This window comes from Campylobacter sp. 7477a, assembly GCF_014892335.1.
Taxonomy (GTDB): Bacteria; Campylobacterota; Campylobacteria; order Campylobacterales; family Campylobacteraceae; genus Campylobacter_A; species Campylobacter_A californiensis.
The window spans coordinates 24,473-44,547 of record NZ_JADBJH010000011.1; the positions used below are offsets into that span (position 1 = coordinate 24,473).

The 20,075-nt window shown below is 34.4% G+C and carries 17 protein-coding genes; 1 reads left to right on the plus strand and 16 read right to left on the minus strand.

The window, feature by feature from the left end:
- Position 1 precedes the first annotated feature (1 nt).
- The 13 genes from dmpG to groES form a co-directional block, all read right to left on the minus strand.
- Entirely contained in the window at positions 2-1,015 is a 1,014-nt protein-coding gene (gene dmpG, locus CCAL5182_RS06575; RefSeq protein WP_336610564.1) for a 4-hydroxy-2-oxovalerate aldolase, read from the minus strand.
- 11 nt (positions 1,016-1,026) lie between these two features.
- Entirely contained in the window at positions 1,027-1,896 is an 870-nt protein-coding gene (locus tag CCAL5182_RS06580; protein ID WP_336610565.1) for an acetaldehyde dehydrogenase (acetylating), read from the minus strand.
- Positions 1,881-3,692, minus strand: a complete 1,812-nt coding sequence (locus CCAL5182_RS06585; protein ID WP_336610566.1) for a thiamine pyrophosphate-binding protein — start codon at positions 3,690-3,692, stop codon at positions 1,881-1,883. The genes CCAL5182_RS06580 and CCAL5182_RS06585 overlap by 16 nt, the downstream gene beginning before the upstream one ends.
- Positions 3,689-4,780 (minus strand): CDP-glucose 4,6-dehydratase, encoded by a 1,092-nt coding sequence (gene rfbG, locus CCAL5182_RS06590; RefSeq protein ID WP_336610567.1) that lies wholly within the window; start codon positions 4,778-4,780, stop codon positions 3,689-3,691. Before rfbG ends, CCAL5182_RS06585 begins: the two co-directional genes overlap by 4 nt.
- 6 nt (positions 4,781-4,786) lie before the next feature.
- Positions 4,787-5,560, minus strand: coding sequence for a glucose-1-phosphate cytidylyltransferase (gene rfbF, locus CCAL5182_RS06595; protein WP_336610568.1), 774 nt, complete (start codon positions 5,558-5,560; stop codon positions 4,787-4,789).
- Positions 5,557-6,720: a DegT/DnrJ/EryC1/StrS family aminotransferase gene (locus CCAL5182_RS06600; protein WP_336610569.1), complete on the minus strand. Its 1,164-nt coding sequence runs from the start codon at positions 6,718-6,720 to the stop codon at positions 5,557-5,559. The genes rfbF and CCAL5182_RS06600 overlap by 4 nt, the downstream gene beginning before the upstream one ends.
- 166 nt (positions 6,721-6,886) lie before the next feature.
- Positions 6,887-7,861 (minus strand): acyltransferase family protein, encoded by a 975-nt coding sequence (locus CCAL5182_RS06605; RefSeq protein WP_336610588.1) that lies wholly within the window; start codon positions 7,859-7,861, stop codon positions 6,887-6,889.
- 112 nt (positions 7,862-7,973) lie between these two features.
- Positions 7,974-8,894, minus strand: a complete 921-nt coding sequence (locus CCAL5182_RS06610) for a GDP-L-fucose synthase family protein (protein WP_336610570.1) — start codon at positions 8,892-8,894, stop codon at positions 7,974-7,976.
- 8 nt (positions 8,895-8,902) lie between these two features.
- Positions 8,903-10,048 carry a GDP-mannose 4,6-dehydratase gene (gene gmd, locus CCAL5182_RS06615; RefSeq protein WP_336610571.1) on the minus strand — a complete coding sequence of 382 codons (1,146 nt, stop codon included), beginning with the start codon at positions 10,046-10,048 and terminating at the stop codon, positions 8,903-8,905.
- Positions 10,049-10,067: 19 nt separating this feature from the next.
- The gene (locus CCAL5182_RS06620) at positions 10,068-11,444 is read right to left on the minus strand and encodes a mannose-1-phosphate guanylyltransferase/mannose-6-phosphate isomerase (protein WP_336610572.1); all 1,377 of its coding nucleotides are present in this window, start codon (positions 11,442-11,444) and stop codon (positions 10,068-10,070) included.
- On the minus strand, positions 11,441-12,805 hold the full coding sequence (locus tag CCAL5182_RS06625) for a phosphomannomutase/phosphoglucomutase (RefSeq protein ID WP_336610573.1): 1,365 nt from the start codon (positions 12,803-12,805) through the stop codon (positions 11,441-11,443). Before CCAL5182_RS06625 ends, CCAL5182_RS06620 begins: the two co-directional genes overlap by 4 nt.
- Positions 12,806-12,983: 178 nt before the next feature.
- The gene (gene groL, locus CCAL5182_RS06630; protein ID WP_336610574.1) at positions 12,984-14,618 is read right to left on the minus strand and encodes a chaperonin GroEL; all 1,635 of its coding nucleotides are present in this window, start codon (positions 14,616-14,618) and stop codon (positions 12,984-12,986) included.
- 24 nt (positions 14,619-14,642) lie between these two features.
- A complete protein-coding gene (groES, locus tag CCAL5182_RS06635; RefSeq protein WP_169935488.1) occupies positions 14,643-14,903 on the minus strand; it encodes a co-chaperone GroES in 261 nt (86 codons plus the stop codon).
- A 170-nt stretch (positions 14,904-15,073) separates the two neighbouring features.
- Here groES and CCAL5182_RS06640 point away from each other — a divergent pair, with 170 nt between their 5' ends.
- Complete coding sequence (locus CCAL5182_RS06640) at positions 15,074-17,632, plus strand: hypothetical protein (protein ID WP_336610575.1); 2,559 nt, start codon at positions 15,074-15,076, stop codon at positions 17,630-17,632.
- 43 nt (positions 17,633-17,675) lie between these two features.
- Here CCAL5182_RS06640 and CCAL5182_RS06645 read toward each other — a convergent pair whose 3' ends face one another.
- The 3 genes from CCAL5182_RS06645 to CCAL5182_RS06655 all read right to left on the minus strand — a co-directional run bounded on the left by CCAL5182_RS06645 (position 17,676) and on the right by CCAL5182_RS06655 (position 20,067).
- On the minus strand, positions 17,676-18,401 hold the full coding sequence (locus CCAL5182_RS06645) for an MBL fold metallo-hydrolase (RefSeq protein ID WP_442862142.1): 726 nt from the start codon (positions 18,399-18,401) through the stop codon (positions 17,676-17,678).
- A gap of 191 nt (positions 18,402-18,592) precedes the next feature.
- The gene (locus CCAL5182_RS06650; RefSeq protein WP_169935483.1) at positions 18,593-19,420 is read right to left on the minus strand and encodes an ABC transporter permease; all 828 of its coding nucleotides are present in this window, start codon (positions 19,418-19,420) and stop codon (positions 18,593-18,595) included.
- Positions 19,417-20,067: an ATP-binding cassette domain-containing protein gene (locus CCAL5182_RS06655; protein WP_169935481.1), complete on the minus strand. Its 651-nt coding sequence runs from the start codon at positions 20,065-20,067 to the stop codon at positions 19,417-19,419. Before CCAL5182_RS06655 ends, CCAL5182_RS06650 begins: the two co-directional genes overlap by 4 nt.
- Positions 20,068-20,075: the final 8 nt, after the last annotated feature.

Consider the following 20,075-nt stretch of genomic DNA (forward strand, 5'->3'; position numbering starts at 1 on the left):
ATTATTGTCCAGATCTTTTACTTAATCTAATCGCAACTTCGACAATCTTATCCTCTTGTCCGCCTACAACCTTCTCTCTTCCCAATTCAAAAAATACATCTCTTGGATCCACATTGTATTCGTTTGCTACATTTTTTATTTGTCTTGAAAAAGCAGAAAAGACAGAAGACAAGCCACCAACAATACTTAGTGGTGATATAGTAACTGGTTTTTCCATTAATTCTCTTTCAGCTAAGTCAGCTAAATCTAAAATTTTATATAAGTCAATCCCTGTTTCAAAATTATACTTAGTAAGAACTCCAACCAAAACTTCCATGGGAGTATTTCCAGCACCCGCCCCAAACCCTTTTATAGAAGCATCTATAATCTGTGCGCCTGACTCTAATGCCACTATAGAATTATAAACACTTAAACTAAGATTATTATGTCCATGAAATCCCACAGGAACTGATAAATTGTTTGATAAAAGAGTTATTCTCTTCACAACGTCATTTGGTAAAAAACTCCCAGAAGAATCTAGTATAACGATGGCTTGGGCTCCGTAAGTTTGCATTTTAAAAGCTTCATCTAGCAGTATTTCTGGTGTTGTCATATGGCTATTCATCAACAAGCCATAAACCTCTTTGCCATTTTCTCTTGCAAACGCAATATGCCTTTGAGTAACATCGGCTTCCGTACAATGGCTTGCTACCCTGAAAATATCAACACCACATTCTATAGCTTTTTTCAAATCTTTATTTATAGTGGCAAAACCAGGGATTACATGAACACCCAATTTAGTATTTTGAAGTTGCTCTTTGGCTGTTTTTAGCATTATTTCATCTGATAGCCTACTCTCTCCCACTAAAATAGAAGAAGCACCGAGGCCATTGCCATGACCAACCTCAATAGCATACAAGCCAGCCTCCTCGGCACCTTTTGCATAAATGGATATTTGTTCTTTTTTAAGCTGGTGAGAAATAGCATGAGAGCCATCTCTTAAAGATACATCGTAAATTATTATTTTATTTCTCATGATAGCCTTTTTTAACATCTTGTTTTCGCAATTTTTTCTGCCACTTCAATGGCAGCACAATTTATAATGTCAAGATTTCCAGCGTATTTTGGCAAATAGTCACCAGCGCCTTGAACCTTTACTGTAAGCATTATTGTTCCATTTGCATACTTTGGCATAACTACTAAACTATAACCAGGCACATAATTCTTAATTTTAACAACCATTTCATTAACGGCTTTTTTTATTTTTTCCATATCAGGTTTTTTTGATTTGATGTAAATTGTTGTTTGCATATCTATACTAGGAATAGCTGGATTTAAATTAATTATTGCTTTTACATTTTTACATCCAGTAAATAAAGATAATGCCCCTTCTGTGGTTTCAATATATTCATCTATATTTGCACGAGTTCCAGGCCCAGCACTTTTTGAAGATATTGTGGAAACTATTTCAATATACTCAATATCATCCACAATACGACTGATAGCATAAGCAATTGGAATAGAAGACTGTCCACCACATGTAATCATATTTATATTCTTCTTGCATTCAACACTTTCAATATTCACAGATGGAATAATTAATTCACCAATTTTGGCCGGTGTCATATCAATGGCTATAATGTTATATTTTTCAAAAATAGGAGCATGCTCCAAGTGACTTAAAGCAGTAGTGGAATCAAAAATCAAATCAAACTTGTCATGGTTTTCCACAACAGCATCTATGCCTTTATCACTCAAAGGAATATTTAAAGATAAAGCCCTTGACATACCCTTAGAGTTTAAATTCCTACCTATAAACATGGCACATTCAAGAAAGTCCGATTTTATAACTTTCATTAGCAAATCAGTACCAATATTTCCACTACCTATTATACCGATTCTTAATTTTTTTTGCACTTGGCTACCTTTTTTTTATTTTCACAATACTCATCTCTGGATAAGAACGGAAACATATCATCGTACGGCATGGATACAATTTTACCATCATCTTCTTTTTTGGATGCAACCCTAGGAATCAATAGCTGTTCTCTGCCAGTAAAAACTTCACAAATCATAGGTCCATTGTAACTTATAAGTTCACATATTTTTTCATCTAATTCTTGGTTATTTTTAATACTCAAGTATTTAATTCCATATAATTCTGCAACTTTCTCCATGCTAGGAAAACTGACACCATTCTTATCACTTTCTCCTATCAGTCTATTTTCACAAAAATTCTTTTGAGTAAGTCGTATAAGCAAATAACCATCATTATTTATTATAATTGTTTTTATTGGTAACTTATAGTATGAAATAGTTTGAAATTCTTGTAGATTCATCTGTATGGAACCATCACCAGAAATACAGTAAACATCCCTATTTTTCTCCGAAGATATAGCCACGCCTATAGAAGATGGGCTATATCCCATTGTGGATAATCCTCCAGTTATAATATGTCTTTGTCCGTATTTGACTTTAAAGGCCTGCGCATGAACATGAAAACAAGAGCCTGTATCAACAGCAAATAACGTATCACTTGGGACATTTTTTGAAAATTCATGCATAAAATGGTAAGAATTGACCTCTTTTTGATCTTTATACTCTGGCAAATCAACAGGATATTGTTCTTTCCATTGTCTTGCGAGTAACAACCATTTACTAGAATATATTTGATCTTTATACCCTTTTTTTAGTAATTCTGTTAGCTCAGGTATAATATCTATTAAGTTAGCCTCAATACATACATCACTTTTACCAATAGATGGTTTTTGAAACTCACTTGGGTCAATGTCAATGATAATTTTTTTAGATTCGTTTGCAAACATAACATAATCATGGCCAATAACACCTATACTTAATCTACAACCTAGCACCAATAAAACATCCGAGTTATGAACCGTGTAGTTGCCAGCCCTATCACCATAAGTTCCAGGTCTTCCAATAAAATACGGATTATTGTCATCTATAATATCCATTGCCATTCTGGTAGTGGTAACTGGTATTTTTAATATATCAATTAATTCATTAAATTCTTTAACCATATTGGATTGTCTAATTCCAGCACCAGCAAGTATTACTGGTCTTGATGCATTTTTTAACATATTAGCTATTAAAAATAAATCATTCTTTGAGTATTTTTTTTTCACAATACACGGAACAAACCCATCATAGTCATCAGGATCAAAAAATGCACCCTGAATATCAATTGGACACTCAATCCAAACCGGACCAAATGGCTGCTGTAAAGCTAAATAAATTGCTTTTTCAACCTTATATTTAACTTCTTTTATATCGTCTAGGATAACTGCATACTTTGTGACTTTTTCAAACAAAGGCTTTGTATTAAACCCTTGTAGTGCAAATTGTCTTGGCTCAACAATTTTTACTTGTTCTACTTTTGACTGTCCAGAAACCACGATCATTGGCGATCTATCAACAAAAGATCCCACTACGCTTGTCATTGTATTTAATGCGGCTGGTCCGGCTGTCACGTACGCAACCCCAATTTTTCCAGTTGTTCTTCCATATGCTTCTGCAGCCATACTGGCAGCTTGCTCATGATGAAAACAATAGTAGTTTAATTTATTTTTTTGATGAAGTTTTTCCACAGCATCAGTTAAAAACATAATCATTCCACCAGTGATCATAAAAATATTACCGCCACCAGCTTGAGCTAGCTTTTCCGTTAAATAATCGGCCACTCTTATTTTCATAAACTATTCCATTCCATTTTTTTTATTCTTGCATCTTTAATATAACTTTCCAAATCACTTTTGGTTAGCACCTCTGCACTGTTTTCATAATAAGACTTATACCAGCTAATGGTTTTTTTAAATGCGATCTTACTATCCCATGTAGGCCTCCAGCCTAGTTTAATATTTGCCTTTGAACAATCAAGTTTTAAAAGATTTGCCTCATGCGGATTTTTAGAGTTTGTTTCAAATTTAAACTCAACCTTATCCCAATGCTTTTTAAGCTCTATTAAAACTTCTCCTACGTTATAATTACCCTCTTCTCTAGGACCAAAATTCCATCCATCAGCAAATTCTTTTCTGCCTTCAAGCAGTTTTTGACCTAATAATAAATATCCACTCAACGGCTCAAGAACATGCTGCCAAGGTCTAGTAGCTTTTTGGTTTCTTATTAGTACTGCCTCATTTTTAGAAGCTGCTCTAGCCACATCACAAATAAGCCTATCATCAGCCCAGTCCCCACCACCTATGACATTTCCAGCCCTAGCACTTGCTAAAAGCGTTTGATGCGATATATTGTATTTATCTAGGTTAAAAAAAGAGTTCCTATAGGAACTTGTGATGATTTCAGCACATCCTTTTGATGAGCTATATGGATCATATCCACCCATAGGATCATTTTCACGGTATCCCCAGACCCACTCCTTATTTTCATAGCACTTATCACTTGTTATATTTACTATCGCTTTTACACCATTTGTTCTACACGCTTCAAATACCTTAAGTGTGCCAATAACGTTAGTCTCATATGTTTCTATAGGATTTTTATATGACAGCCTAACAAGAGGCTGTGCAGCTAGATGAAAGACAATGTCAGGCTTACTCTCTTTTATAGCAACATTTAGCTTATCAATATCTCTTATGTCAGCAAAAAAACTTTTCATATCTAAATTTAAAAGTTCAAAATGGCTAGGTTTTGTGGGAATTTCGTTTGAATACCCTACAACATTTGCTCCCATTTTCATAAGCCAGTATGATAACCAAGAGCCTTTAAACCCAGTGTGACCTGTTATAAAAACAGTTTTTCCATAGTAAATATTATTAAACATTTCTTATTACCAAATCTTCCATGGGGCTTTACCGCTGTCCCACATTTTTTGCAGCACCTGCTTATCTCTTAAAGCATCCATAGGCTTCCAAAAACCATTATGCTTAAAAGCACACAATTCACCATCTTTAGCTAAATTTGAAAGTGGCTCTTGCTCAAAAACAGTATCATCACCGCCAGTAATATAGTCAAGCACTTTTGGCTCACACACAAAAAATCCCGCATTTATCCAGTTTCCATCACCTTTTGGCTTTTCCATAAAAGAGGTTATAACATTTGCATCATTTATATCAAGCGCACCAAATCTACCATCCGGCTGGTAAGCTGTCATAGTGGCCAACTTTCCGTGAGATTTATGAAATTTAACTAAATCATCTATATTAATATCACTCACACCATCCCCATAAGTAAGCATAAAAGTTTCATTACCTATATATTCTTTTGCTCTCTTTACTCTTCCACCAGTCATTGTGTCTAGTCCAGTATCAAGGAGCGTTATTTTCCAGTCTTCGCTGAAGTTATTATGGATAGTCATATCGTTTGTTTTTAGATCTATCGTTACATCACTTCTGTGCAAAAAATAATTTGCAAAATACTCTTTTATATAGTAACCTTTATATCCCAAAAGAACAACAAATTCATTAAAACCATATTTGCTATAAATTTTCATTATATGCCAAAGTATAGGTCTGCCACCTATCTCAACCATAGGTTTTGGTCTTGTGTCGGTCTCCTCAGCAAGTCTTGTGCCAAAGCCACCAGCTAATAGTAAAACCTTCATTTTAAAACCTCCGCTAGATATTTAATCTCATTTTTTAAACAAATTTGATGATTTCCAACAAATAGTCCATTTTCATGTAAATAGTCCGCATTTTTAAGCTCACCATGTATCTCATAATCAAAATACTTCATTACATCATTTCTTGTAAAATTACCAGTAACTATTGGGCGACAGTCGATCTTGGCATCCATAAGTCTTTTTACTATATCAACCCTTTTAAGTTTTGAAATAGGTTTTATAATAAGTGAAAAACCAAACCACGAACTATTACAAACATCTTTTTGAATAATAAAATCAGGATGATTTGAGAACAATCCTTGAAAGATTTGTGCATTTTTTCTTCTTTCTTTTAAAAAACTTGGAAGTTTTTTAAGTTGTTCTATTCCAATTGCTCCACTCATTTCTACAGGTCTTACATTATATCCTGGAAGCACAAATCTAAAAGACTCTTCAAACCAATTATCGCTTTTTATACAAACTTTGTTTTCTTTAGGCAAATTTCTTGTCCACCCATGAGCCCTAAGAGATAATAAAATATGATAAAGTTCTTCATTGTCCGTCACAACAAATCCACCCTCCATAGTGGCCATATGGTGAGAAAAAAACGTAGAAAATGTTCCCATGATTCCAAATGTTCCTGCTTGCTTGCCTTTGTATTCTGCTCCCATTGACTCACAGTTGTCTTCTAATACAATAATATCTTTATTTTTTATCATCTCAAAAATTGCATCAAAATCATTTGGATTACCCAAAAGATTTACAACCATAATCATTTTTGTTTTATCTGTTATTGCTTCTTTTAAAGCACGCAAATCATAGTTTAATGTTTCTAAATCTATATCTACGAATTTTAATTTTAGTCCGTATTGATAAAGCGGATAATATGTAGTTGACCAAGAAACGGCAGGAACTATTACTTCATCTCCCCTTTTAAGCTTTGGATTTTTTGTATAAAAAAGTGCCGCAGTAGCTATTAAATTTGCAGTTGAACCTGAACTTACCATCACAGCATATTTACTGCCTACAAATTTGCAAAAATCATGTTCAAATTGTACTACGCTATCACCCATAGTATACATATCTCTATTTATTACAGCCTGAATTGCTTCCAGCTCCTTCTCATCCCATGTTGATGTTGCTAATGGATAACTTGTTATCATTATTTTCCTCTTTTATAGTAAGGTTTATTTTTTGTGTTAATGCTATTTTTACAAACCAATATTATTATTGCATATAATAACTTATAGTTTATTATAAAATCAACACCTAAATCCATGGTTTATGTGTCCACCTATATGATTAAAATTTTATATAGCTTAACTTTGTTTAGCCTTTATTGCTAATGTTTTTAATCCTTATTTTCTCAACTTTTTCCTGAATAGTTTTATTTAAAATTATAGACAACAAAATGCTTCCAAGTATAGCAAACAAGCTTAAAATTGTACCATTTGCTATTTTATGTACAACCATTATTACAAGTGCATGAATTATGTAGATTGGGTATGATAGTTCGCCGATATATCTATCTTTTTTGATGTCCTTTGTTTGAACAAAAAATAATGGTAGGAATATAATAAACAAAAAATATATAATATATTTAAGTAAATCTATACCATTAAACATCAAAATATCTTTTAGGTTAAAATAAAAAAATCCACTTGTAAAAAATAACAATAATCCAATAAAAAATAAAATTTTATTGTTTATAAACTTTGAGTACAAACCAAATTTATAAACTTTATACATTATCATTCCAATAAAAAAGAATGAAAGTTCGCTTAATATAAACCTGTAACTCCAAGGATCATTGCTTAAACCAGCACTCCATAATTTAATTTTTATAATCATACTAATAGAAAATAAACATATTAAAAATTTTATACTTCTTCTGGCAACAAATGGAGCCATTAAATAAAACATTATTTCTAGGCTTAGAGTCCAAGATTGCGGAATTATAATAAATTTATGAAATGGCATATTAGTATCTAAAAAAGACTTTGTGAAAACTATACTATCTCCATCAAATCCTAAAAACATCAATAGATCTTCGCCAATCAAAAATACATTTGATAAAAGAATATATAAGCTAAAAAAACCTGATTTGTCAATATTGTCTATAATATGCCTTAATGCTCCACCTTTATTTAAATACAAATACAAAAATATCAATAGCGTAATAATTAAAATAGTCCAATAAATCGGAAATAATTTTAAAAGCCTATTTTTATAAAACACTATTATTTTATCATTGGTATTATATTTTTCATTTAAGATTAGCGCCATATAGAATCCAGAAATAATAAAAAAATCTCAACAGCTATTACCCCCCCCCCATAATCTTTGTTCAAAGATCGGAGCAGAATGTGCTATAACAACACTGATTGCAAGTAAAAATCTTATCGTTCCCATTAATTTACAAACCTTTTAGATAATATTCATAAGTTTTTTGAATTCCATCTTTTAAAGATGTTTTATATCTCCAACCAAAATTTTTAAGTTCAGCATCGTCTATAAGCTTTTGCTTCATTCCTACTGGTTTTGATAGGTCATGAGTAAAATTACCTTTGTATCCAATAACTTCTGCTATAGCTTTATAATACTCGTTTATAGTATAATCGTGACCCAAACCAACATTTATATTTTGTGGCATTTTTTCATAGTTTTCTAGTGCAAAATATGTAAAGTCTGCCAAATCTTCAACATACATAAACTCTCTTCTTGCTTTTCCATCGCCCCAAATCTCAACAGTATTCTGATTATTTACTTTCGCTTCATAGATTTTTTTAATAACAGCTGGAAGCATATGCGAATCTTTTGGATTAAACTTATCATATCTTCCGTATAAATTACATGGGATAATTGTTTTGTATTGAAACTCTTTATTTTCTCTATTAATATATTCACAAAGTCTTGTTGATGTTATTTTTGCTATTGCGTACCCTTCATTTGTCGGTTCAAGTTCGCCTTTGAGTATCAACTCTTCTTTTAAAGGATTAATAGCATTTTTTGGATACATGCAAGAGCTACTCATATTTATAAATTTTTTAACCCCATTTTCATACGAACCCATAATGATATTTAATCCAATCTGAGTATTTTCAGCCAAAAAGGCAACAGGATTAGCCAAATTGGCTTGAATGCCGCCAACTCTTCCTGCACAATGGATTACAATATCAGGCTTAGTTTCTTTAATATAATTATCAACTAATTTTCTATCCAAAAGATTTAAATCTTTACTCGATGGGGTTAGAAGAACATGTTTTTTTGACTTCTCAAACTCAACTATATTTCTTCCAACCATTCCGTTAGAACCAGTTATTAGTATTTTTTGCATACAAAACTCTACTCGTAATAGCTCATAATTTTATATCCACCATTTTTAAGATAGACATCTTTTGTCATAAGCTTTAAATCCGATTTCATCATATCATCTACTAAATTTTGTAAATTAAACTCTCGTTTCCAGCCTAGTTTTTGCTCGGCCTTAGTAGGATCGCCTAGCAATAAATCAACCTCTGTTGGTCTAAAATATCTAGGATCTACGCAAACGACTATTTGCCCCATCTTTAGATGAGATATATCTATGCCTAGCTCTTTAGCTTTTTCTAAATTTAAAGATTCAATCAAACCCACTTCATCTACGCCGTTTCCTTCAAATTTTAAATTTATCCCAGCATATGCAAAAGCAAATCTTACAAAGTCTCTTACCGTCGTCGTTTGTCCTGTGGCTATTACCCAGTCTTCCGGCTCGTCTGCTTGCAAAATCATCCACATCATCTTTACATAATCTTTTGCGTGTCCCCAGTCACGTTTTGCATCTAAATTTCCAAGATATAGCTTATCTTGAAGCCCAAGTGCTATTTTTGAAGCTGCTCTTGTTATTTTTCTTGTTACGAATGTCTCACCGCGAACAGGGCTTTCATGGTTAAATAAAATTCCATTACAAGCAAACATTCCGTAGGCCTCTCTATAGTTTACAGTTATCCAGTAAGCATACATCTTGGCTACTGCATATGGGCTTCTTGGGTAAAATGGAGTCTTTTCACTCTGTGGCACCTCTTGTACTTTTCCATAAAGCTCTGAGGTTGAAGCTTGATAAATTTTTGTCTTTTTAGTAAGTCCCAAAAGTTTTACTGCTTCAAGAATTCTTAAAGTTCCAGTACCATCTGCATTTGCTACGTACTCTGGTGTCTCGAATGACACGTGAACATGACTCATGGCAGCTAAGTTATATATCTCATCAGGCTGTGTTTCTTGTATGATTCTAGTTAGGTTCATACTATCGGTCATGTCGCCATAGTGTAAATGTAAATTTACATTTTTTTCATGTGGATCTTGATAAAGGTGATCTATTCTATCAGTATTAAAAAGCGATGAGCGTCTTTTTATACCATGTACTACATACCCTTTTTTTAACAAAAACTCAGCCAGATAGCTTCCGTCTTGTCCAGTTATGCCTGTAATCAGTGCTACTTTTTGTTTTATCATTTAATATTCCTAATAATTTTTAATCTCTTTTAAAATCATCTTCAATGCGTATTATATCATCTTCACCTGTATATTCACCAACTTGAGCTTCTATGAGAACTACAGGAATTTTTCCTTCATTTGACAATCTATGAATCTCACCCATTTTTATATAAGTTGATTCATTTGGTCGTACAAGTTTTGTTTCATTTCCTACTGTTACTGTAGCTGTTCCAGAAACAACTATCCAGTGCTCATTTCTATGAAAGTGCTTTTGCAAAGACAGTCTTTTGCCTGGCTTTACTTCAATGCGTTTTATCTTGTATCCATTTGTTTCTTCTAGTATAGTGTAAGAACCCCAAGGCCTATGGCCCACAAGATGAGTATCTATAAGGTATGAATTTATGCTTTTTAGATTTTCTACTACTTTTTTTACTTTTTGGCTAGAACTTTTTTTTGATACAAGCAATGCATCTTTTGTGTCCACAATCGCCAAATCTTCAACATCAATTGTAGCTATTTGTCTGCTTTCACATAAAATTAGATTATTTTTAGAATCAATTGAAACATGCTTTTCACACCTAGTATTTCCATCACTATCTTTATCAAGTTCATCATAAAGTGAATCAAAACTGCCAACATCACTCCATTCAATACCACTAACTATCATTTTTACTTTATTAGATTTTTCCATTACAGCATAGTCTATTGAGTTTTCTGGGATTTTCATCATATCATCATGCTTGATACGTATAACGTCTGTTTTAGAGGCATTTTTAAAAGCGATTAGCGATGATTCATAAATTTTAGGAGAGTATTTTCTTAGCTCATCTAAAAACACTCCAGCCTTAAACATAAACATACCGCTATTCCAATAGTAATTGCCGGCTTCAACATATTTACTAGCAGTTTTAAAGTCCGGCTTTTCATGAAACGCTTTTACGTCACCCAATGTGTTCTTAAGCTCTATATATCCAAAACCAGTTTGTGCAAACTCAGGCTTTATACCAAACGTTACAAGAGTATTATTCTCTGCAAATTCTTTTGCCTTTAAAACAGCTCTTTCATACTCTTTTTGATTCTTTATCAGATGATCAGAAGGAGTAACAAGTACTGTCTCTTCTTTGTCAATAGCAAAACAAGCAAATGCTATTGCTGGCGCAGTGTTTTTACCGAATGGTTCTAGCAAATAATCATTTTTTATTATACCCATCTCTTCGCTTTGATCGAGTGCCAAAAAATATTGTTCACAACTTGAAACAATAAGACTCTTATCGCACAAAGATGAATTTCTCTCTAGCGTTGATTGAAACAAAGATTTACCATTAAACAATTTAATAAACTGCTTAGGCATAAGTGTACGGCTTATAGGCCATAGACGAGTGCCACTACCACCACAAAGTATTATATTTATCATTTGATTTTTCTTATTAATATTTCAATTTTCTCTTGAATTTCATTCAAAAATATCTCATTTTTAGCTTCAAATCTTGTTACAATAACAGGAGTAGTATTTGAAGCGCGTACTAGCGCCCAGCCCTCTTCAAATTGGATTCTAACGCCGTCTATCTCGATAAGATTTAAAATTTTAGGTAAGTCACATTCATTATGTTTTATACGTCTTTTAAGCTCTTCGACTATTTTAAATTTATCCTCTTCGCTTACTTTTATCTTTATCTCATCGGTACTAAAAACAGGTGGCATCTTGTCAAGTTCACCATCAAGGTCAAAGCCTTTATTAACAAGCTCCAAAACTCTCATCATCGCATAAAGTGCGTCATCAAAACCAAAATATCGCTCTTTAAAAAAGATATGTCCGCTAACTTCGGCAGCAAGATCCACACTTAGCTCTTTCATCATCTTTTTTATATTACTATGTCCGGTTTTGCCCATGAAAACTTCGCCGATCTTAGCGATCTCGTCATACATATTTTGCGAGCATTTTACCTCACCTAGAACGCGTGGATTTTGCATATTTAATGCATAAAGATAAGCTAGCTCATCACCCTTTATATCACGCTTTGGAGTGATCACCGCTATACGATCGCCATCGCCGTCAAAGCCAAAGCCAAGCTTTACATCACCACCGTCAATAAATCTAAAAATATCCTCTAAATTTTCCTTTTCACTTGGATCCGGGTGATGGTTTGGGAAATTTCCGTCAGGCTCAGGGTATAAAATTTTAGCATTTAAGCCAAGTTCATTTATGATAGGTACGACACTCACGCCTATCGCACCATTCGCACAGTCGATCGCAAAAGGCTCTTTAAAGCTCTTTAACCCCGCAAATTCTTTAACAAAAAACTCTTTATATGGTGTTAGAATGTCAAATTTCTCGCAAGCTACATCGTCATCTATGCGCGTGTTTTGATCTATTATTTTATTTACTTCAAGTTTTAATTTTTGCAGATCATCACCAAAAAAGCTATCTTTTTTTATAGTTATTTTAAACCCATTATACTCTTTTGGATTATGTGAGCCAGTTATCATAACATTTGCGTCAAAATAGTCAGCATACACACTAAAGTATCCCACTGGCGTAGGAAGCAAGCCTATGTCATAAATTTTAATACCGCCAGCCTTATTTAAACCACTAAGTAAAAATTTAAATAACTTGCTCGCACTTAGCCTTGCATCATAGCCAACACTTAGTGTTTTTACACCAAACTCTTTCATTTTTAAACCCAAGGCATATCCGATAGCTTTTACACTAGTTTCATTGAGGTCTTGATCAAAAATACCGCGAATGTCGTATTCTCTAAAAATATTATCAAACATTATTTTTAAGCTCTTTATTTTAAATTTATTGCAGAAAATTAAATATTTTGCGTAAATTATAGGCTAGTTTTGGTTAAATGTTTATTAAATTAAAGTCGTATTTTTGTGTATTTTGAAGTATTTTTGTATGTTGTAAAAATAAATTTAGCCCGCTAAAAACGGGCTAAATTTGATGGGCTTACATCATTCCGCCCATACCACCCATTCCGCCCATATCAGGCATCGCAGGAAGTGGTTTATCTTCTTTTATCTCACTAATCGTAGCTTCTGTGGTTAGAAGTAAGCTAGCTACTGAAACAGCGTTTTGAAGAGCTACACGCTCAACTTTCACAGGATCTATAATACCTGCTTCAAACATATTTACATACTCGCCGCTTGCAGCGTTAAAGCCAAAATTATCATCCGTACTAGTTTCAACTGCATTTGCAACTACACCCGCGTCAAAACCAGCGTTTTCAGCGATTTGGCGAAGTGGAGCGCGAAGTGCGCGACGAACTATCTCAGCACCTATTTTTTCATCGCCTGCAAGGTCAAGTTTTACGCGTTTTGAAGCAAGGATAAGTGCAGAGCCACCGCCTACAACTATGCCCTCTTCTACGGCTGCGCGAGTTGCGCTTAAAGCGTCATCAACGCGGTCTTTTTTCTCTTTCATCTCGGTTTCAGTAGCAGCTCCTACTTTTATAACAGCTACGCCTCCGCTTAACTTAGCTAGACGTTCTTGAAGTTTTTCACGATCATAGTCGCTTGTAGTTTCTGCGATTTGAGCTTTGATTTGGTTGATTCTAGCGTCTATTGCGGCTTTTTCTCCAGCACCATTTACGATAGTTGTATTATCTTTGTCGATAACTACGCTTGAAGCTTGTCCAAGATCATTTAAAGTAGCACCTTCAAGAGTTCTGCCTAGCTCTTCACTGATAACTTCACCACCTGTTAAGATAGCAATATCTTCAAGCATAGCTTTTCTTCTATCGCCAAAACCAGGAGCTTTTACGGCAGAGATATTTAGTACGCCGCGAAGTTTGTTTACTACAAGTGTCGCAAGTGCTTCACCTTCGATATCTTCAGCGATTATCAAAAGAGGTTTTCCTGTTTTTTGTATGGCCTCAAGCACAGGTAAAAGATCTTTTAAATTTGCGATTTTTTTGTCAAATAACAAGATGTATGGATTACTTAGTTCAACTTGCATTTTTTCAGTATTTGTGATGAAATACGGGCTTAAATATCCACGGTCAAACTGCATACCTTCAACTACATTTAGCTCGTCTTCGATAGACTTTGCCTCTTCAACAGTGATAACACCGTCTTTTCCAACTTTTTCCATAGCGTCAGCTATCAACTTGCCGATGCTGTCATCTGAATTTGCAGAGATTGTTGCGATTTGTGCGATCTCTTTTGAGCCTGAAACTTTTTTAGAGATATTTTTTAGCTCCTCAACAAGAGCAGCTACCTCTTTGTCCATACCGCGTTTTACTTCGATTGGATTTGCACCTGCAGTTACGTTTCTAAGACCCTCTTTAAATATCGCATGAGCTAAAACTGTCGCAGTCGTAGTGCCGTCACCAGCTTGGTCGTTTGTCTTACTAGCAACTTCGCGAACTAAGCTTGCACCCATGTTTTCTATAGTATCTTTTAGATCAACTTCCTTAGCAACACTCACGCCATCTTTTGTGATAGCAGGTGCACCAAAACTCTTTTGGATAAGCACGTTACGTCCGCGTGGTCCCATTGTTACCTTAACAGCATCGTTTAGTTTTCTAACGCCTTCATACAAGCGGTTTCTTGCGTCATCTGAGTAAAAAATTTCTTTTGCCATTTTATTTCCTTTTTAATTTATTTCTTATTTTATTACGCCTAAAACATCATCAAGATTTAAGACTAGATACTGCTTGGCGTCAAGCGTGATTTCAGTGCCTGCATATTTGCCAAATACAACTGTATCTCCTGTCTTTACACACTCTACTTCGCTACTTACCGCTAATGTTTTACCGCTTAAAGGTTTCTCTTTTGCGTTATCGGGTATAATAATACCTGAAGCGGTGGTTTTTGTTTCTTCCACACGCTCAACTAGAATACGTTTGCCTAATGGTTGAAAATTCATCGTTCATCCTTTTGGTTAAATTTCAAATTTTAGCACTCTTTATTTTTGAGTGATGAAATATTAGCATTTTTTTCGTTAAAAGTCAATTATTGATACGAGCTTTTTCAATAAACTTTAGTCTAGTAAGCTCAATATATATGATATAATAAAATAAATCTTAAAGGATAAATATGAAAATTTTAGCCTACATCGCAGGAATTTTAATTCTCACTGTATTTTGTGTATTTGGTTTTATCTTTAGCAGTTTTGGCAACTCTATGATCGCTTCTTATGCGCAAAATTTGGCAAAACAAAAAGCAGGCATAGAACTTAGTTTTGATAAATTTGAGCTTGGCATTAGCAAAGTGGATATAAACGCTAAAGTTAATAATGAAATATCAGCAAGTATAAATGGTGATTTTTCGGTATTTTCCCAAAATATGGATCTTACTTACGAAATAAATGCAAGCGACCTAAAAAGCGCAAATTTAAAACTCACGCAACCGATCGCGTTAAGTGGCAAAATAAAGGGCAAATTTAACAACTTTGATGCAAACGGAGCAGGAGAAGCCCTTGGATCAAGTATAAATTTCTTAGCAAACATTAAAGAGTATAATCCTTTAAGCTTACAACTAAACGCAAAACAGCTAAAAATAGATGAGATTTTAGCCCTTGTCAAGCAGCCGATATATACAAGCGGACGTATCGATATCACATCAAATATAACCGAACAAAACGACATGCCAAACGGGATGGCTGAAATTTTAATATATGACGCGGTAGCAAACAATGCTTTGATATCACGTGACTTTAACGTAAGCTTGCCTAAAAATTTCACATTTAAAGGCGCTGCAAATGCGCAAATAGCAAACTGGATCGCAAATGTAAAAAGCACTCTTATCACGCCTATCGCTACTGCAAATACGACAAAAACAGTGTATAACATAGACAATAAGTCGTTAAATACAGACTTTATGATCGAGATCAGTGATCTAGCCAAACTTGAGCCTATCATCAACCAAAAATTAAACGGTGCTCTAAAAGCTAACGGCGATCTTACTTTTAGCGACTATAAACTTCAAAATTTAAATGCTGTTATCGACGGGCTTGGTGGCAAGATAGATGCAAATTTAAAAGACGGCAAGTTGCTAGCTAAAATTCACTCCGTTAAGCTTGAAGAAGCGTTAAAACTAGCCGCACAACCCCCATACGCAACTGCAAACATAAACGCAACTGCCACTATTGAAAATTTAAACGACGCTAAAAATATCAAAGGCAATATCGCTCTTACAAGTGATGGCAAAATAAATAAAAACGAACTTAAAAAAGTAGCAAATTTAAACCTAGCAAAAGATGTTGGCTTTAGCCTAAACACCGATGTAATCATAGCCAAATCAATAGCTAAATTTAAAGCAAATTTACTTAGTGAGCTGATAAAACTAAAAGACGTTAGTGGTGAATTTGATATACAAAAACAGAGCTTAAGTAGCAAATTTTCACTTCTTGCGGATGATCTGGCAAAATTTGAAAGTATCACCCAACAAAAACTAAGCGGAGCCGTAAATTTAAACGGCGATATCAAAGTAGTAGATAAAGTTTTAAGCGAGCTTGGAATTTATGGAAGTGTGATCGGCGGAGAGATAAATGCCAAATTCAAAGACCAAAACCTAAATGCCACACTTAAAAACGGCTCACTAAAAGATGCATTTTTATTACTTGCTCAAGCACCGCTTGCAAATGCCAAACTAAATTTAAGTGCAAATTTAAGTTCTATAGATCCAAAAAACCTAAATGGCGACATACTCTTGTCATTTACTAACGGTGAAGCTTACGAAAAAGAGCTTAGCAAACTACTAGAAAAAAGCTTCCCAAGCGGAGTAAAATTTGAAGCCACATCAAACATTAAACTCGCAAAAAACGTAGCAGACTTTACTACGGATGTCAGCTCGACGCTTTTAAATTTAAAAGATACAAGCGGGAAATTTGACATAAATAGCGGCAACCTAAATGCTAAATTTAACGCCTTTATCCCGGAACTATCAAGGTTAAAATTTGCTACAGGACGAGAGTTAAAAGGCGCACTTAACGCAACCGGGGATATTGTAAAAAGTGGTGAAAATTTAATAGCCAACCTTAACTCAAATGTCTTTGGTGGCACAATAACTGCAAAACTTAACAACAACGATCTTAATGCCATCTTGCAAAATTTCACCTTTAAGGACTTAACCGACACATTAAACATGCAACATATTTATGACGGTATAGGAGATGGCAGGCTAAACTACAACCTAGCTTCACAAAAAGGCGACTTTAATATCGACATAAACGAAGGCAGACTCGTATCAAACGGCTTTACAAATACCATAAAGACATTTAGTGGACGCGACATAACAAGTGAAATTTACAAAAACGGCTATCTAAAAGGCACGATAAATAAAAATCTTATAAACTTTAAAGCCCAGATGAGTGCACAAAGAAGCGATATAAACGTTACAAACGGCACTTTTGATACCACGTCGCAAGCTATGAATATCCCGGTTGATTTCAAATACGAAAAAACAGACGCTAAAATCGCCATAACAGGCACCACTCAAGATCCAAAATACAGCGTGAGTTCAGAATACCTTAAAGGCAAAATCACAAAAGAGATAGATAGGTTTTTAGATAAAAAACTTGGCAAGGATAGTAACGAAACGAACTCTAGCACGACAAAAGATGCTATAAAAGGGCTTTTAAAAGGGTTGTTTTAAGTAAAATGGCGAGAATTGGCTCGCCACTAATTTTTGCAAGTAGTTAAAATTTAACAACATCGCCGTCATTTGGGATGATAATCTTACTATCTATACCTTTTTCTTTTACAAATTTACGCAAATCTTCGCGGCTTACACTTGCGTGATTAACCGCGTCCATATGAACGGCTATGATTTTAGTGTTTACAAGCACCTTTGCGGCGTGTTCTACATCGGCTTTTCCCATTATGATACCGCTATTTTCAAAGCCTAAAATTCTAGCGTCGCCAGTATTCATCACAACTACGCTTGGGTTAAATTTATTAAGCGCCTTATTTACATCAGCCGTCCACAAAGTATCGCCCATAACATAAAGCGTCTCATGTCCTTTAGTCTCAAAGACTACGCCCATCGCATCACCTAGGAGTGCTGAAAGATTTGGGTTAGCATACATATCCACAGTGCCGTGCGCACCGCCTGTTTTGCTTAGTTTTACACCATCAAATTCCACACTGTCATATATAACTTTTATATTCTTAAAACCTTGTGAAACAAGAAGCTTTGCGTCGGCATTGTGCTGGACAAACACAGGTAGCTCTTTTGGTAAAATTTGTGCTGCTACTTCGTCAAAGTGGTCAGGATGAGTATGGGTGATAATGATAGCATCCACACCTTTATACACCTCTTTTACATCCATCGGAAGCTCTATTAGAGGATTTCTTAGATGTGAGTTTAAAGTGCCTTCAAAGCCTGGATATTTGCCTTTTGGCGCAAGGTATGGATCTAGCAAAAAGACTTTGCCCGCATAGCTAATCTTAGCCGTAGCGTTTCTGATGTGTTGGAAGCTATCTTATGCAAAAGCCATGAAATTTAGCCCAAAAAATAGGGCAACTATAAATAAAATTTTATTTATTTTCATATTTTCTCCTTTATTTTTAATGCGTTATATTACATAAATTATGTAAACAGACAAAATTTATCTTAAACTAGATCTTTACTACTAAATATAAAATAGCCTGCCGTAAGCAAGATAACACCCAAAACTATAGGATAAAAAATCGAATACAAAACAAAACCCATTGTGCTAAAATTTGTGAGTATAAAATTTGAAGCCACGCCGATAACGGCTAAATTTGGATCAAACAAACTAATAGCAGCAACCCTAAAAACCTCGATGGGATTAATGAGTGCTATAAAAAATATAATATCCTCTCTAACACTACTTTTCATCAAGAACCCTATCAATGCCAAATCCATAAAAGCAAGCAGAACCAACCAAAGCAAAAATGCTACACCCTGCCCCATCTCTTGATTTTTAATCAAAGCCGAGATAAAAAATCCAAACGACAAAAAGACTATACTAAGTGAAAAAAGCAAAGCCGTATAAAAGCCTAAAATTTGCCACGGTATCTCTATATCTTTAGCAACTCCAGTAACAAGAGTTAGCAAAAGTGCAAAAACCAAAGGCGTAAATATAACAAATATCCTACCAAGCGCCTTACCAAAGTAATACTCCGCCAGACTAATAGGAAAACTTAGGATGTATTCTAGTAAATTTGTGTCCCTATCGGCATTTATACTTCGCACGGTAGAGACTAGTATAAAAATAGGCACGATAATAACGCAAATTTGAATAAACAGTAGCAAAAGCCTAGTAAGTCCCGAAAATCCAAGCACACGAGAGTCAGTAACTCCGCTAAATATAAACGTTATCACAAGTCCCGTAAACACAAGCATATAAAGCAAGAACCACCTTGAGCGAAACGACTCTGTAATGTCAAGTTTGGCTATTAAGAAAATATTACTCATTCGTGATCTCCTGTGGTTTCGTCTTTGATAATTTCGCCAAGATCCATCTCTATGTATCTATCGCAAATTTGCTTTACCTCATCGACTCTGTGCGAGATACAAACAAGTGTTTTACTTTTAGCAAACTCATCCAAAAGCCCTATAAAATTTCCTCTTGCCTTTGGATCAAGGTTTGCCGTTGGCTCATCAAATATAAGCACATCACTATCTTTTGAAAAAGCTATGGCAACAAGCATTTTTTGCTTCATGCCGCCTGAAAGCTTATAAAAAGGCTTGTTTAAATTTCCATTTAAATCAAGCTCTAATTTATCGCAAAAAAACTTAATGCGATCAAATTTAACATCAGAAGTTTTGCAAACAAACTCACAAAGCTCTTTTAGACTAAATTTCAAAGGCGGCGGAGTTTGTGGCACAAATGATATGTTTTTTAAAGCATCTTTTCTTGATAAAAATGGATCTGCGCTACATACTTTTACCTCGCCGTTATTTGGTCTAAATTCGCCCAAGATTATACGCATAAGCGAGCTTTTGCCCGCCCCATTTTGTCCGTATATTACGACTTTTTGTGATTTTTTAATATGCAAATTAATATTTTTTAAAATATTTTGCGAGCTAAAAGTCTTTGTAATGCCTTTTAAAATTATCACTTTTATCC

Excerpts from the sequence above, each read along its gene's own strand:
- dmpG (WP_336610564.1), bottom strand. The coding sequence starts at position 1,015 with ATGAGAAATAAAATAATAATTTACGATGTATCTTTAAGAGATGGCTCT.
- CCAL5182_RS06585 (WP_336610566.1), bottom strand. The coding sequence starts at position 3,692 with ATGAAAATAAGAGTGGCCGATTATTTAACGGAAAAGCTAGCTCAAGCT.
- rfbG (WP_336610567.1), bottom strand. The coding sequence starts at position 4,780 with ATGTTTAATAATATTTACTATGGAAAAACTGTTTTTATAACAGGTCAC.
- rfbF (WP_336610568.1), bottom strand. The coding sequence starts at position 5,560 with ATGAAGGTTTTACTATTAGCTGGTGGCTTTGGCACAAGACTTGCTGAG.
- CCAL5182_RS06600 (WP_336610569.1), bottom strand. The coding sequence starts at position 6,720 with ATGATAACAAGTTATCCATTAGCAACATCAACATGGGATGAGAAGGAG.
- CCAL5182_RS06610 (WP_336610570.1), bottom strand. The coding sequence starts at position 8,894 with ATGCAAAAAATACTAATAACTGGTTCTAACGGAATGGTTGGAAGAAAT.
- gmd (WP_336610571.1), bottom strand. The coding sequence starts at position 10,048 with ATGATAAAACAAAAAGTAGCACTGATTACAGGCATAACTGGACAAGAC.
- CCAL5182_RS06620 (WP_336610572.1), bottom strand. The coding sequence starts at position 11,444 with ATGATAAATATAATACTTTGTGGTGGTAGTGGCACTCGTCTATGGCCT.
- CCAL5182_RS06625 (WP_336610573.1), bottom strand. The coding sequence starts at position 12,805 with ATGTTTGATAATATTTTTAGAGAATACGACATTCGCGGTATTTTTGAT.
- groL (WP_336610574.1), bottom strand. The coding sequence starts at position 14,618 with ATGGCAAAAGAAATTTTTTACTCAGATGACGCAAGAAACCGCTTGTAT.
- groES (WP_169935488.1), bottom strand. The coding sequence starts at position 14,903 with ATGAATTTTCAACCATTAGGCAAACGTATTCTAGTTGAGCGTGTGGAA.
- CCAL5182_RS06640 (WP_336610575.1), top strand. The coding sequence starts at position 15,074 with ATGAAAATTTTAGCCTACATCGCAGGAATTTTAATTCTCACTGTATTT.
- CCAL5182_RS06650 (WP_169935483.1), bottom strand. The coding sequence starts at position 19,420 with ATGAGTAATATTTTCTTAATAGCCAAACTTGACATTACAGAGTCGTTT.